Annotated in this window: 13 protein-coding genes and 1 pseudogene; 5 read left to right on the forward strand and 9 right to left on the reverse strand. The window is 60.3% G+C overall.

What is annotated here, in order from left to right; genetic code table 11:
• Window positions 1-526 precede the first annotated feature (526 nt).
• Entirely contained in the window at window positions 527-775 is a 249-nt protein-coding gene (locus KBX18_RS06000) for a helix-turn-helix domain-containing protein (RefSeq protein WP_255995219.1), read from the reverse strand.
• Window positions 776-1,449: 674 nt separating this feature from the next.
• Here KBX18_RS06000 and KBX18_RS06005 point away from each other — a divergent pair.
• Complete coding sequence (locus KBX18_RS06005) at window positions 1,450-5,118, forward strand: hypothetical protein (RefSeq protein ID WP_255995220.1); 3,669 nt, start codon at window positions 1,450-1,452, stop codon at window positions 5,116-5,118.
• Window positions 5,119-5,404: 286 nt separating this feature from the next.
• Entirely contained in the window at window positions 5,405-6,412 is a 1,008-nt protein-coding gene (locus KBX18_RS06010; protein ID WP_255995221.1) for an NAD(P)-binding domain-containing protein, read from the forward strand.
• Between the two features lie 78 nt (window positions 6,413-6,490).
• Here the strand turns inward: KBX18_RS06010 and KBX18_RS06015 are convergent, their stop codons facing one another.
• The 3 genes from KBX18_RS06015 to KBX18_RS06025 all read right to left on the reverse strand — a co-directional run bounded on the left by KBX18_RS06015 (window position 6,491) and on the right by KBX18_RS06025 (window position 8,929).
• On the reverse strand, window positions 6,491-8,383 hold the full coding sequence (locus KBX18_RS06015; protein ID WP_255995222.1) for a cation-translocating P-type ATPase: 1,893 nt from the start codon (window positions 8,381-8,383) through the stop codon (window positions 6,491-6,493).
• Window positions 8,380-8,739, reverse strand: coding sequence for a helix-turn-helix transcriptional regulator (locus KBX18_RS06020; protein WP_070828718.1), 360 nt, complete (start codon window positions 8,737-8,739; stop codon window positions 8,380-8,382). The genes KBX18_RS06015 and KBX18_RS06020 overlap by 4 nt, the downstream gene beginning before the upstream one ends.
• An 82-nt stretch (window positions 8,740-8,821) precedes the next feature.
• The gene (locus KBX18_RS06025; RefSeq protein ID WP_233126900.1) at window positions 8,822-8,929 is read right to left on the reverse strand and encodes an alkane 1-monooxygenase; all 108 of its coding nucleotides are present in this window, start codon (window positions 8,927-8,929) and stop codon (window positions 8,822-8,824) included.
• 199 nt (window positions 8,930-9,128) lie between these two features.
• Between KBX18_RS06025 and KBX18_RS06030 the strand changes: the two genes are divergently transcribed.
• Window positions 9,129-9,851, forward strand: coding sequence for a DUF2625 family protein (locus KBX18_RS06030; RefSeq protein ID WP_005290940.1), 723 nt, complete (start codon window positions 9,129-9,131; stop codon window positions 9,849-9,851).
• Between the two features lie 66 nt (window positions 9,852-9,917).
• Here KBX18_RS06030 and KBX18_RS06035 read toward each other — a convergent pair.
• From KBX18_RS06035 to KBX18_RS11865, 4 genes and pseudogenes are all read right to left on the reverse strand, one after another.
• A pseudogene (locus KBX18_RS06035) lies at window positions 9,918-10,259 on the reverse strand (aminoacyl-tRNA hydrolase); the annotation flags it as partial.
• A gap of 93 nt (window positions 10,260-10,352) precedes the next feature.
• Entirely contained in the window at window positions 10,353-10,895 is a 543-nt protein-coding gene (locus KBX18_RS06040; RefSeq protein WP_255995223.1) for a DUF488 family protein, read from the reverse strand.
• Window positions 10,896-10,952: 57 nt separating this feature from the next.
• Window positions 10,953-11,303: a VOC family protein gene (locus KBX18_RS06045; RefSeq protein WP_255995224.1), complete on the reverse strand. Its 351-nt coding sequence runs from the start codon at window positions 11,301-11,303 to the stop codon at window positions 10,953-10,955.
• 143 nt (window positions 11,304-11,446) lie between these two features.
• On the reverse strand, window positions 11,447-12,052 hold the full coding sequence (locus KBX18_RS11865) for an RCC1 domain-containing protein (protein ID WP_370687228.1): 606 nt from the start codon (window positions 12,050-12,052) through the stop codon (window positions 11,447-11,449).
• 523 nt (window positions 12,053-12,575) lie between these two features.
• On the opposite strand from KBX18_RS11865, the gene KBX18_RS06050 reads away from it, so the two are divergent.
• Window positions 12,576-12,899, forward strand: coding sequence for a helix-turn-helix domain-containing protein (locus KBX18_RS06050; protein WP_005290928.1), 324 nt, complete (start codon window positions 12,576-12,578; stop codon window positions 12,897-12,899).
• A 57-nt stretch (window positions 12,900-12,956) separates the two neighbouring features.
• Window positions 12,957-13,949: an NAD-dependent epimerase/dehydratase family protein gene (locus tag KBX18_RS06055; protein ID WP_255995225.1), complete on the forward strand. Its 993-nt coding sequence runs from the start codon at window positions 12,957-12,959 to the stop codon at window positions 13,947-13,949.
• 31 nt (window positions 13,950-13,980) lie between these two features.
• On the opposite strand, the gene KBX18_RS06060 is transcribed toward KBX18_RS06055, so the two are convergent.
• Window positions 13,981-14,571: a putative glycolipid-binding domain-containing protein gene (locus KBX18_RS06060; protein ID WP_255995226.1), complete on the reverse strand. Its 591-nt coding sequence runs from the start codon at window positions 14,569-14,571 to the stop codon at window positions 13,981-13,983.
• Between the last annotated feature and the right edge of the window lie 92 nt (window positions 14,572-14,663).

Below are 14,663 nucleotides of genomic sequence, written 5' to 3' on the forward strand. Positions count from 1 at the left end.
AAAGGGCCCCTCAAATAACAGAAAGTGTGCCCAACCCGCGACACGCCGACCAGACACACATTTTGCTACTTAACCCTCGAGTGCGGCTTTCAGGTCGGCTGACTGGACGATACCGGGGGGATGGTGCGAAAAGGCAGGTAGCTTTCGACTGAAACTCGGTCGAGTTCAAGTTCAACGTGTAACGCGGGGTGTTAATGACGCTTCGCGTTATTGGGGTAGTTTGAAGCGTAGCTCAGTAGTTCACCGACAAGGACGCTGAACGATTGTGGAATCGAGAGCGAGGTGGAGATTTTGACTACCACTGCCAAGCTCCCCCTATACATGAACTAGCCCCCGAAAGTTGGACTGGTTTAATTCTAGGCTGTAAGGGGTTCAAGGGTCTGATTCTGATACTGCATCGGGGTCAGGCCCTTTCAGCGAACTTCGTGCTCTCAATGAAAACTGCTCCCCACTAGTCGGTAACTGATTTCTCAGTCCAACTAATGGGGTGCAGTTCACCCCAGGCTGGCGGGGTTTTTACTTGTGCTCATTGCTGGCCACCGCCCAGGAGCCGAGCGAGACGGTGGATCTGCTGATCACTCAGCGGGGGAGCAGCGGCGATGCGGCTCACGGCCGACTCGATATCCTCAAATGTCGGCTGGCGGCCGGTGGGGCGTTTGAGGGCCTCGAGGTCAGCCCTCTCGATCTTGATGCGCCCACCGATTTTCCTGGCGCGCAGATGCCCCTCGGAGATGTACTTGCGGAGGGTGGAGTAGCCGCCGAAACCTTCGGCCACCGCATCCTGCAGGGTAAGAAGTGTTATCTCGTCTTCTAGTGACGGTAAGGCGAATGCGCCCATGGAAACTCCCGGTAGCGTTTCTCCTTCCGTCAAGAAGGCGCTACCGGAGCCAATCGGCGCTCCGGCCCGGGGTCCATCCCCTCAGGCGTATTCGGCGAGCCCGTTCCGTCGCGCGGGCCAGTGGCGACCATTGTCGCCAGACGTCCAATCCAATGACGCCCCAGGCAATTACTCCCGTCATGCTGCAGATGAAGGATAGTCACACCAGCACAACGTGACACCAGAATAACACGGATGAGCGGCCCAGAGCGTGACTGAGCGCTGTGAAGTTGTAGTTATGTGAAACGTGGTGGTCCAGTTCAACATATAGTGCTCTGCCGTAATTACTCTTCTGATATTGATCAATTTGGGGCTGCGCGTTCAGGTATAAGGAATCGGTTATCCATTAAACTCTCTAAAGCTGGATCTGGAGCGACCTTGTTTATGGGGAGTAACTTGCGCGACTGGAGGCGTGTCCCGTGAGGACTAGAGCAGGCTACATTGACCGAAGTAAGCTGAAGAACTGGGCCGATACTCGTAATTCGGAGTCTGAACTCCCGCGTCTGGTTCGTCGTCTCATCCTTGAAACGACACCGGGGTTGGTCCAGCTAGGGATGCCCGCAGGCGACGGCGTGGCAGCAGGGGATTGGGACGGTTCTGTTCGGGCAACCGAAGCGACGGCTTGGGTTCCAGATGGTTTGTCGGTATGGGAGTTGTCGGTTAATTCCAGCCCTAACAAGAAGGCCGATGAGGACTATTCTAAGCGAACAGACACTCCAGACGGCACACGGACCGCTGAATGCACCTATATCGAAGTGATCCTGCGCACTTGGACGGCACGGGACAAGTGGGCTACAAATAAGCGAAACGACCAGGTCTGGAGAGACGTCAAGGCTTTCGGGCTTGATGATATCGAGACCTGGCTTGAGGCCGCCCCAATTACATGGGCGTGGCTGTCGGAAGAACTGGGGCTTTCTCCATACGGACTTCGCACCGGTCTGACCTGGTGGCGAGATTGGGCAGCACAAACGAATCCAACATTGATACCGAAAGTTGTGCTCGCCGGTCGAACTGACACTGCCAAGGATCTTGAAGACGGGCTTGGTTCATCCGGCTCCGTCACTACGATTGCTGGCGCCTCGATGGAGGAAGTATGCGCCTTCATCGCTGCGATCGCCGTCAACCTTGATGACCAGGGCAGCGGCCAGATGCTCGCACGGCTCGCATTCGTCGACGACATATCCACATGGAGGCAGTTGACAACCTCGTCCCAACCGCTCGTCTTGGTCCCTCGCAGGCCCGAGTTGGCAAGCGAGATCCCCGCAGGTACTGTGCACAACTTTTGTGTGCCGGTTGTCTCCAACGAAGGTGCCGACGTCACACTTCCAGCGTTGGATGCTGCTGAGGCAGCAGTCGCGCTGACGAGCGCCGGAGTCACAGATAGAGATAGGGCCGATGAGCTCGGTAGGCTCGCACGGCGAAGCTTGACCGGTCTGCGGCGAAACTTGGCTGTAAAGGCCGTCCTGCATCGACCGACCTGGGCTGATGCGAGTCCGTCCCGAAACTTCCGATCAATCCTGTTGGTTGGCTCCTGGGGAGACAATGCAGAAGGGGATCGTTCGATCCTCGAGGCGCTCACGGGAACCGACTACGAGTCGTTTAGAGAGGCGATCACAGGAACAGCCGACAATCCTACCGATCCTCTGGTAATCCGCACTGGCGAAGCTTGGCATCTTGTCTCACCGGTGGATGCTTGGATGCTGTTGGTGCCGAAGCTGACTCACGATGACATGAAGCGGTTCGAGACCATCGTCGAGAGGGTCTTCGCAGAGGATGATCCGGCCCTCGACCTACCGCGGGATCAACGGTGGAGAGCATCGATTGATGGCAAAACCCGTCGCTACTCCGGTGACCTCCGCCGCGGCCTCGCTCAGTCGCTCGCTCTATTGGGAATGTACGGCGAAACTGTCGTCTTGTCGGGTGGAGTATCAGGGTCAGACTTCGCAAACTATCTGGCTGGGAAGCTACTCGAATGGGCGTCGACAGATGATACCGGGCGAGCGTGGCAATCATTAGCTGACATCTTGCCCCTCCTCGCTGAGGCCGGGCCGGACGCCTTCCTCGATGCGGTCAGTGCAGCAACAGCGGGCGATGCCCCTCTATTGGCCACCATGTTCCAGGACAACGCCGACGAATCGGGAATCTTCTCGGGCGGAACTCCCCACAGCAATCTGCTGTGGGCGCTCGAGTGCGTGTCCTGGTCCTCTGATCATTTCGGACGTGCTGTCGATCTCCTGGCACGCCTTGACGAGATCGATCCGGGTGGTCGGCTGGCTAACCGTCCCGCGGCCTCTTTGGCTGCAATGTTCCGCCCGTGGCATCCAGATAGCTCTGTCGATCCTGACCGGCGACTTATTGTCCTCGACACGTTGCGCCGAAGACGCCCTGGCGTCGCCTGGAAGTTGGAGTGCAGCATGCTTCCTGAGGGGCACGGGACACATTTCCCGATTAGTACACCTGCGTTCCGAACTTGGAGGCCGGACAAACTATCTGTGACATACGGCGAATTCTGGAAGATGACGACCGCCGCGGTAGAGCGTTGCATCGAAGATGCTGGTCAGGATGCGCAGCGCTGGTCAACGATCCTTTCTCACACGGCAGAGTTACCACCAGCAGACCGAGCGCGAGTGGTGGATGCTCTCGAATCGATGGCCGACCAGCCGCGGTTTACGGCTGACTTTCGAGAAGCGGTGTGGCGAACCCTGGTGGACCTCATCGGCCGTCATCGCAAGTTTCCGGATGCTGCCTGGACACTTCCCGACGAGGAACTCGGCAAGCTCGACGCACTGGCAGCGCGCTACCAGCCGAGGTCTGCGTATGTCCGACTGATCGGACTCTTTCAATCATGGACTCCGTATATCGGCGCTCACAAACAAGATGATTATGAAGCCTTTGAACGTGAGCTCGGGCGCCGACGCGTCCAAGCCGTAGAGAAGATCGAGGCCGAGGGCGGTTTTGACGCCATCACGAGACTGGCACGAGACGCGTCGGTGCCGGGGGCCGTTGGTATCGCCTTGGCGAAAATCGGCTCGTCGCACGATGATGAGTTGCTCGGTTGGTTGACGTCTGCCGACCAGGATCTCGCCAGCACCGCGATGTCGTATTTCTCGACTCGCTATTCCCTAGAAGGTTTCGCTCTGATCACAGACTTCCTTGAACAGAGCGATCTTACGGTCGATCAACGTGTTCGACTCCTGCTTGTCGCGCGCGACAACCTCGCGGAGGTATGGGCTCTGGTTGATACGGACCCGGATCTTGAGGCCCGGTACTGGAGGGCATTCCAGACAATCGGCTTGGGGCAAGACATTGACAAGATCGACGAGATTGCTGAGCACTTGATCCAAGTTGGCCGCCACGCCGACGTTGTACATCTCATGAGCATGTACACCCACATCGACAAGGACGGTCCGCGTCCCCAGGTAGCGAAACTCATTGTGCGAGCACTGGACGGGCTCCTGGCAGATCAAACTCCATCTGCCGCTGCTCGTGATCTATCGTCCTATGATTTTCAGCGGCTCTTCGCCTACCTCGAAGCTATGCGCGAGCACCTTGAGCCTGGCTGCCTTGTTCGACTACAGTGGTCGTACTTTCCGGCGCTCGGCTATGACGCGAGAGTCCCAGCGCTATCCGAAAGCTTAGCTGCCGACCCTGCAAAATTCGTCGAGATCGTGTGCACTGTTTACCGTGCCCGGCCGAGCGGCGAGGACGAAGAAGGCGCCGAGGACCCGGCTGGCGAAGAACAACACGACGCTTCCCTGGCAACCAATGCGTACCGCTTACTCAATGCATGGGACACACCGCCCGGCCTCGTCGATGGCGTCATGAATGCCGAGGTGCTTCGAGCCTGGCTTGATCGAGCTATGGAGCTCCTGGCTGAACGAGGCCGGACCGAGGTCGGCCTGCAGCAGATTGGCCAGGTTCTCGGCCACACCCCACCAGACGCTGACGGCACCTGGCCGGGCAACGTCGTGCGGGATCTCATTGAAGAAGTGCAGCTTGATCACATTGAGACCGGTTTGTGCCTCTATTTCCTTAATAGTCGTGGAGTTACTAGTCGCGGCTTGGAAGACGGCGGCGAGCAGGAGCTCAGGCTTGCTGCGGACTATCGAGTCAAGGCCCAAGCATTCGCCGACATCGCGCCTCGAGTGGCTGGTTTGTTTAGGAGAATCGCTGCCTCGTACGAAAACGACGCACGACGGAACGAGGAGGACGCAGAACGTTTCCGGCGCGGGCTGCACTGAGCGGCATAAATCGCGTCACACAGCGAGTTTGCAGGACACTGTGAGCTGGAGTGTGTATGCACATCGCTCGAGACGTTATAAGAATATGGAATGTGGTCGAGTCCAAGTTCAACGTGTAACGCGGGGTGGAGAAGCTCCCCCTGCACGTTACTTCTGAAACTGCTGACCTTTCGATCGCAGTCATTGAGCCCCGTGGCCGACAACAGGTTCGAGTCGATCCAGCTAGCTGGCCTGCTGGATGAGGATAAGCTCGCGGGCGGCATGCGCGTGAAGCTGACCATTCTCGATGGGGAGTTTATGGAGGGATGATCGATTGGCTGAGCATCACACGGCCATCGTCGTCGGTGGTGGCCAGTCCGGCCTAGCCACGGCATACTACCTGCGGCGCTTCAAAGTGGACTTCTTGGTCTTAGACAATCAAGAGGAACCCGGCGGAGCGTGGTTGCACGCGTGGCCTTCACTGACGCTTTTCTCCGCCGCGGGGTTCTCCAACCTGCCCGGCTGGCCTATGCCGCAGTACCCGGGGTATCCGCCGGCACGCCATGTCATCGACTACCTCGAACACTACGAACGGCGCTACGACCTCCCGGTTCGGCGCCCAGTGCGCGTTCGCAGCGTTTCTCTTGATGGTGGGGTGTTCCATCTGGACACGTCTGCCGGTCAGTTCACAGCAGAGCACGTGGTCGCGGCCACAGGCACGTGGTCCGCGCCCTTCGTGCCCCACTATCCTGGCACCTTCCGCGGACGCCAGTGGCACTCGTCGACCTACCCCGGGCCTGAACCATTCCGCGGCGCGAAGGTCGCGGTGGTCGGTGGGGCGAACTCGGGTGCCCAGATCGCTGCCGACCTCATCGGGCCGTCGGAGGTCACATGGTTCACGCTTGAGGAGCCTCGCTGGATGCCTGATGATGTCGATGGCCGTGATCTTTTCTTACGCAGCCGCCGTCGGATTCTCGGCGGTGATTCCGGCCCGACCCTCGGGGATATTGTCGCGCTTCCTCATCTACGTGAGCTCCGCAACTCCGGTCAGCTCACCGCTACCCCCATCTTCGATAGCCTGAGCGAGCTCGACCACGACCACCTGATTTGGTGCACGGGTTTCCGTCCGGCTCTCGGCCCATTCCGCCACCTCATGCGCGGCCGCGAAACCGCGGTGAAGAATCTGCATCTAGTTGGTTACGGCAACTGGACCGGCGACGGTTCGGCAACCCTGATGGGTGTCGGGCCCTTTGCCAAACACACTGCCCGGGTAGTCGCGGGCCGTGTCGATGAAGCTCGGCACCAAAAGTTTTGAGATGACGCTTGGTCCCTAAGCAGCTCGATCCTTCCATGATCCGCGTTGGAGAGCCAGCGCGCTGGGCGAAGGCGTGTCTCAGCGCTTCGCTTGCGCAGCCCGCAGGCCGTTCAAAATCACGATGACTTCGGCGACCTCGTGAACCAACACGACGGCGGCCAGGCCCAGCACGCCGCTGATCGCCAGCGGCATCAACACGATGATGATGGCCAGAGACAGCACGATGTTTTGGTTGATGATCCTGCTGCCTCGGCGGGCGTGCTGCAGCGCTTGCGGGATCAGCCGGAGGTCGTGGCCGGTGAAGGCGACGTCAGCGGACTCGATCGCGGCGTCAGAGCCGGTCGCTCCCATCGCGATGCCCACCGTCGCGCCCGCCAGTGCCGGTGCGTCGTTGATGCCGTCGCCGATCATCGCCGTCGGCGTCTTGGAGGAGAGTTCGGCGACAATGCTCGCCTTGTCCTCGGGTCGCAGCTCGGCGCGCACGTCGTCGATTCCGGCGATTTCAGCCAGCGCCCGGGCGGTGCGAGTGTTGTCACCGGTGAGCATGCTTACTTCCACGTCGTTGGCGTGCAGGGCCTGCACGGCTTCGGGCACCTCGGGCCGCAACTCGTCGCGGACCCCGATCGCCCCAGCGAGAGCGTCATCGACGGTGACCAGGACGCAGGTCTGGCCCTCGGACTCCATGCGCTCAACGTCTGCCTTCAACGGCCCGGCGTCGATCCACCGGGGGCTGCCCACCAGCACCCGTCGACCTTCGACGGTGCCGCTGATGCCGTGCCCGGCTTCCTCGCTGATGTCCAGGGCGGCGGGCGCTTCGGGCCCCGCTGTCGCGATCGCCGCGGCGAGGGGGTGCGTCGATTGCTGCTCAATTGCCGCCGCGAAGGCAAGCACCTGCGCCTGATCGAATCCCCCTGCCGGGAATACGCCGGTAACTTCGGGCTGGTTGCGGGTCAGGGTTCCGGTCTTGTCCACCGCCAAGTGACGGATGCCGCCGAGCCGCTCGAACGCCGCGCCGGACTTGATGACCACGCCAAACTGGCTGGCCGCGCCGATCGCGGCCACGACCGTCAGCGGCACGGAGATTGCCAGCGCGCACGGCGACGCTGCGACCAGGACTACCAACGCACGGGTGATCCACGTCTCGGGGTCGCCCAGCAGCGAGCCGATCACGCCGACCAGCACCGCCAGGATCATCACCCCGGGAACTAGAGGTTGGGCAATCCGGTCGGCGATCCGGGCGCGGTCGCCCTTTTCCGCCTGCGCCTGCTCGACCAGGTCCACGAGTGTGGTCAGCGAGTTGTCCGTTCCAGCTGCGGTCGTCTCGACCTCCAGCACACCGGCGGAGTTGATCGCTCCCGCGGGGACCTCGTCACCGGGCGCGACCTCCTCCGGAATGGATTCTCCGGTGATCGCTGAGGTGTCAAGGCTGGAGCGCCCAGACCGAATGATGCCGTCCGTGGCGATCCGCTCCCCGGGGCGCACGAGCATCAGCTCGCGAGCCACGAGGTCCTTCGCTGCGACCTCGACCGCCGTGCCGTCGCGTAGCACTGTCGCGGTCTGCGGTACCAACTTCAACAGTGCCCGCAGTCCGCCCTGGGCCCGGTCCATCGCCTTGTCTTCCAGTGCCTCGGCGATCGAGTATAGGAACGCTAGCGCCGCGGCCTCTCCGACGAAGCCGAGGATCACCGCGCCGACCGCGCTGATCGTCATCAGCAAGCCAATGCCGAGCTTGCGCTTCATGACCAGGTTCCGTATTGCGCCGGGCGCGAAGGTATACGCCCCTAGCAGCAGGCCGACCCAGAACAGTACTGTTGCGGGTGTCTCCAGCCCGGACCAGTCCAGCGCCAGGCCTATGCAGAGGGCTACGCCGGAGAAGATTGGCAGTAGCAATTCGGGGTCCTTCCACCATGGCCGATCGAGCTCTTCGATCTCCTTGGCGGGTTCGTGTTCGCACCCACACGCCGAGCTCATGCGTCCGCTCCCTTCTCGCCGCAGCCGGGCACGGAGCACTCAGGGTCGATGCAGGGGGCGTTTTCATCGACAGCCAACGTCGCGTTCACCAGCGCGTCGAGCGCTGCCGCGAGGTGCGGATCGGCGATTTCGTAGCGGGTCTTGCGGCCCTCTGGCTCGGCGACGACGATGCCGCAGTCGCGCAGGCAGGTCAGGTGGTTCGAGACGTTCGAGCGGGTTAGGTCCAGGTCGCGCGAAAGCACGGCCGGGTAGCTCGGGCCGTCAAGTAGGGTCATCAGGATTCTGGAACGCGTCGGATCCGCCATGGCCCGGCCGAGCCGGTTCATGACGTCGAGGCGTGAAGCAATAGTCAGCATGTGCTGAACAATACACGGTACGCTGAACTATTCAACGTAGACTGTACTGACAGTTACGCGAAGGTCATGTGACCTGCAAGAATTAGTCGATGGGGTAGCCGATGACTAGTCCTTTGCGGTTTGGCTGGCACCCCAAGACGGGGGTGACGCGGGTGGCGAAGTTCTCCAGAATCTTCACGTTGGCGTCCACGCCCATCCCGCAAAACCAATGCGTGTTTCCGTGCGCCCCATATGTTCTCTGTGTACTGACGCAAATTACTGTTTTTTGATTGTTGCAGGCTAACGAGAAAGTAACTTTGCAACGACATACCGTGGAGTTCAAGTTCCACGTATAGCCCGGTGCTCACCACCCACCCTTGCGGATGAACATGGCAGGCGAAGGAACCCCAATGCGTGATATCGAAAGCCTCGTCGCCGTCGACAATCCGGCCTGGCCCCATCTTCAGCAGGCGCTGGCCGAATCCGACGCCGCCGTGCTGCCCGTCGACCCAGAGCAAGGGCGGCGCTCGCTGTGGGAGCTGCAGGTCACCGCCGCGTCGGCGATGGGAGCCGTCGCGCTGCACACCGGTGGCATCGTCGTAGACCACGGCTGGGTGCGTCTGTACGGCGGCGGCAGCGAGCACTTGCCGAGCATCGCCGAAGCCAACGGGCTGGGAGGTTCCGTTTCAGCGCCGCCCGGCGAGCTCGTCGTCGGGCACGATGTTCTAGGTGGCCTATTCGCCATCGACGGCGGTGCGCTGGGCGTCGCACCCGGCGAGGTCTGCTATTTCGGGTCGGACACCCTCGAATGGGACGGGCTCGGTGGCGGCTACTCGGCATTCCTCCTGGCAGCGCTGGCCGGGCTGGCAGGACGAGGTGGCGTCCTTGGCGCTGAACCAGGGCATCTTTCTCTACCCTCCGCCGTCCACCGTCCAGGGCGGTGGCGTGAGCAAGGCGACGAGGTCGGTCGTCAGTATCCGGGAGCTGCTGGGCACTGCGTGATACGAGGGTCGGTGCAGAGGATAGGACCAACTCCCTTCGAAGTCCCCTGCGACGGTATCCTCCGACTGGATCCCGATCCCGGTGATCTGCCCCGAACTAGGGGATCTGCGGCCGTCGCCGCGTCGACTTGAGCTCTGAACGCCGCTTCTTCGCTTCGCGGTGTCGCCGCACCGAGCCCCGCGTCGGTTTGGTTTTGCGGCGCGGGGAGGGGGTGGGACGAGCGCCTCGCGCAACAGCGCGGCCATACGCTCGCGAGCCTCGGCGCGGTTGCGGGCCTGCGACCGCTGGGTCGACGCGGCCACGGTGAGGACGGTGCCGTCCAAGCGGTGCTCGAGGTTGCGTAGGATGCGGCGACGTTGGGCGTCGGAAAGCGATGTGCACGCAGCGACATCGAGGGAGAGCTGCACCTTGCTGTCCGTGGTGTTGACGCCCTGACCACCCGGACCCGACGACTTCGAGAACCGTTCCGTCAGGTCGGCGGCGGCGATGACCACACCGCCGGGGACCCCCGGGCCGGGCGCAATGGTCAGATCTTTCATGCTGCCCACCCTACAAGCGGATACTCACAGCTGCTGCCCACCCTACAAGCGGATACTCACAGCTTTGGTATAGGCTCGGTGCTGGTGTGGGAGCTAGCCGCGCTCGGGGTAGCGCACGAGGAGGTCGTCGCCGATGACGGCGCCGTCGTTGAGCGTGGCCTCGCTCACCTTCGCCCCATCAGCACCCATCCCCATGATGTGCTCAACTTCGTCGCCGTGGGCGAGGAGATGGTCGGCGATGATGCGTCGGTGGCAGCGCCACCACACCGCCTCGGAGCACATGATCGCTGTGGGGGTTTCGGTGGCGCTCGCCCGTAACTGCGTGAGCGCGTCTGAGAACTCCTCGCCAAGCGCATGGTCGGCATAATTGTGGAAGCTGCGGTTGCGCCAGTTGCCGTTGACCTCAAACGGTACGGAGTGGGACACGTTGCGCCGTCCGGTCAGGCCCTCGTTTCTGCTGTAAGTGATGCCGTGCGTGGGAAGGTGTTCGGCGAGGTGGTCGTCGTTGAACCACGGGTACTTCCTGGACCCGGGCAGCTTGCGCACATCCACTATGGATTCCACACCGGCAGCCCTAATCATCTCGGCGAAGTCCTCGAACTCGAGGTTGGAGTGGCCGACGGTGAAAATGCGCATGCATACAACGTTACGCGTGAGGCCGTCGCACCCGCATCAGTGTCCGAGTGAAGCAAGCTAGGCTTCGGGGTTGCCTACGCAGAACTCGTTGCCTTCCGGATCCTGCATGACTGTCCATACGAGCCCCGGCGCCTCGTGGGTGCCCAGTTCGGTGGCGCCCAAACCCTTGAGACGCTCCACTAGAGTCTCGCGTTCAACGCCGCCGCCATCGATATGCATGCGGTTTTTCCCAGGCGTGGGATCCTCAACGCGCTGAAACCCCAGCGCCGGAGTGGAATCGACCATGACGAAGTCACCGTAGTCGGCAGAGATCCCGCAGCCAGTTGCAGCTGACCAGAACTCGGCGAGCTTAGAAGGATCGTGGCAGTCGAAGGTGATTTGGCGGATACCGAAGGTGATGTCACTCATGGCCCCCATTGTGGGCTCGAGCCATGGCACCTGCAATATTTCTTCGTTTGGTGACATAACCGCTCGGTTAAGTGTCTGATTGAGTGAAGGGAAACTTGAGATGGGTGCCCTCTTTCGTTTCAGTCGCGTTAGGCTGTCGGTGGTCAAGGTCTCATCGGGCCGAATCGATTCCGCGCGATATCGATCTGCCAAGAATCTAGGTTTAGTTGGCCATGACGATTATCTCCGGTCCCGATCACTCTTCCGTCATCCTTCACTCCCACAGTGAAAGCGCTTCCAGCAACCACCGCTACAATCCGCTGCCAACTTCGAACATCGCACTGGCCGTAGTCATTGCTGCCTGCAGCCACTACTGTGCCCTCGGAGGTTAACCCGACGCTGTGGTAGGCACCGGCTGACACGGAGACAACGTTCTCCCACTGCTCGCACCCATCCCAGTGTGCCTTCATCCCAGCGCAGATTACGTGACCATCGGACATCAAACCGATTGAGTGTAGATAACCGGCGGAAACGCTCTGAAGATCTCTCCAGTGCGAAACGTTGCACTGGCCTCGAGAGTTGTTCCCCGCTGCTAACGCCCGGCCATCAGCGCGCCTGCTAACGACGTGCCAGTCTCCCGCTGCAACCTCGATTACTTCTCGCCAGTCGTGAAGAGAATCGGATTCGAATCGGCCGGCAACACGCACATTCCCTTCGTTGTCGGTCCCAATGCTGAAGCGCCATCCTGCGGCAACGGATACCATGCTCATCCATTCATCGACATTGCATTGTCCGGCGTGGTTCCAACCGACCGCTTGAACCGTTCCGTCCGTTTGCAGGCCAAGGGTGTGGGACTTCCCAGTATTACGGGCCAGGTGGACCGGAGATGCACTGACCGAATGCAGGCCATTCCATTCGGAGACATTGCACTCTCCATCGAAGTTTGCTCCGGTGGAAAGCGTCGTTCCATTCGAGGCAATACCAATGGTGTGGTTTGCCCCGCGGCAACAATGCTCCTACCCCAACGGGTAGCGGAGCCCGCGTTCTGCATGGCTCACCACCTTAACGGTCATCTAGGTCGTAACGCATGGATGTTTTTAGCGCAGAGGTTGGGAATGCGATTTTTTGGTTCTGGTCCTCGAGTATCCAACCTTGCAGGCTCTCCTGGTTATCCTCATTTATGTCTGATTATGTAGACGTAGTTTGGCCGAGAAGCGGTCCAAGATATTATCCCTGCATATATCGAGGTAATCGTCGAGTCGGCAGAGCACCAGCAGAACAAGGAATACGGAAATGTCAGACACTAGCGAGTTTGAAGATCGTTCAAGCGATTGGAAAACGGGCACCTGGCCACAGAAACTGTGGCGCGAGGCGGTAGGGGAAACCATTCGCGAAGCGAGGACTGAACGTGGGGACCGGCTAACAGACGTCGCGGAGCGTGCGGGGGTTTCCACGCAGTATCTATCGGAGATTGAGCGCGGCTTAAAAGATCCGTCATCTGAGGTGCTTCATGCTGTCTCGGGTGCGCTCGATCTGACAACACGTGAAGTAACGCGCCGGTCATCCGAGCTAATAGAGTGTGCAACCGCGCGTCTAGAGGTGTTTCTCGCGGCTTGATTCTGCTAACAGCAGAATGCGTTGCTGCCAGAGAAGAGCCGGTTTTACCATCCACTCATGAACATTCTTCTTCTTGGTGGAACTGGGTTTTTAGGAGCGCACATTGCGCGAGCTGCCCTGACGCGAGGGCACAAGGTGACGTGTTTGGCGCGGGGAACCAACCCTCCCATAGACGGCGTACGGTTCGTGAAAGGCGACCGAGATACTGAAACGGCTCTGAATCCAGTAGCAGATGATTCATCGGATTCGGTCATTGATCTGACGAGCCAGCCGAAACACGCGAGCCGGGTGGTCGAGCAACTTAGGGCTGGTCAGGCTATATTCGTATCTTCGAGCAGCGTCTATGCAGACCCGTCTGTGATCAATGCAGAATCAGATGAGATCGTTCCTCCCCTCCAGGATGATTTCATGGTGGACATGCAGCAATACGCCGCGGCGAAGGCAGCATGCGAGAAGGCGTACTTAACAGCATTTCCAAAAGTACTCGTCATTCGACCAGGGTTGATTGGCGGCGCAGGAGATGTAACAGGGCGCAGCGGTTACTACCCATGGCGGTTCGCTAATCCTGTTGCGGATGAAGTCGTTGTGCCGGATCTAAGCTTCCCCGTTGCCATGATCGATGCTCAGGATCTAGCAGACTGGATTGTTAGGTGCGCAGAAAACCGTGCGGACGGTGTAGTAAACGTGGCCGGCGAGCCGACCACCCTTGCAGAGGTGCTCGCAATCTCGCAAAAGATTGCGGGTAATGGTGCCCAGCCGAGAGTAGTAAACGACCAGATGCTCTCAGAACATGGTGTGTCTCCGTGGATGGGTCCTGAATCTTTACCGTTGTGGATACCTGGAACTGACCTACGCAAGATTGCGCTTCTTGATCGCAGTCTCGCGGTAGGAATGGGGTTGAAGATTCGATCGCTCGGAGAGACTCTAGTCTCAGCCTTGAACTATGAACGGCAGCGCGTTGAACCTCGACAAACGGGCCTTAGCGACACCAAAGAACGTGAAATTCTTTCGGCCCCAGGAGCGGGTTCTGGTGCGGAGGCCAATGACTAGGAACGTCTCGCGGAGTTGAGTACGAAGGCGATCACACCCTGCGCGCCATATCCGGGTAGAGGAGCACCACTCCGTCATCGTCAACCTGCAGTTCGACATCGACTCCGCGCGTGCCGCTGGCGTAGCTCACCGTCTGAGAATCAACCGACGCGTAGTACTGGTCGGATGCGATTACCTGGAGCGACGGCATGTCGATCCACGCCATGATGAGTTTCGTTTCCGGTACTGCCGAGCCCAGCAAGCCTAACCGGCGTATCGGCATCGTGTTCGTGAGCGGGCATAGACCGAGGTCGCAATCGAGTGCTTGGGTGAGATCCTCACCCGTGGCGATGCCTGGCGGGGCCATGTCGGCCGGCTGTTGACCGTCCAGCGCAGTTTCGGAGGACCACTTTCCTGTAGCGGACCGGGAGAGGATCAAGCTCCGCTTCCAATCCTCGCCCACAACGGATACGGCAACCCGCTGAGTCGTCCAGTTGTCCCGCGCGTCGAGCTGCCATTCCGCCTTGTAGTCGGAGCCGGTCTGAGTACCAGTGGCCGCCAGCCCGCCCACTTCGAACCGAACTGTTGCCTCGTTTCGGATGCGGCGATCGCTGACGTGCTCCCACTCATAACTGCGTTCCATGTCGGCGAGTTTAGCCCGCAGCAGGATTAAGCCCGTCGGGCTGGATCGTGGATGGAGGGGAGGATCAAGGCGGTTCTACATGTTTAATATCG

Source organism: Corynebacterium sp. CCUG 69979 (assembly GCF_024454095.1).
Taxonomy (GTDB): domain Bacteria; phylum Actinomycetota; class Actinomycetes; order Mycobacteriales; family Mycobacteriaceae; genus Corynebacterium; species Corynebacterium genitalium.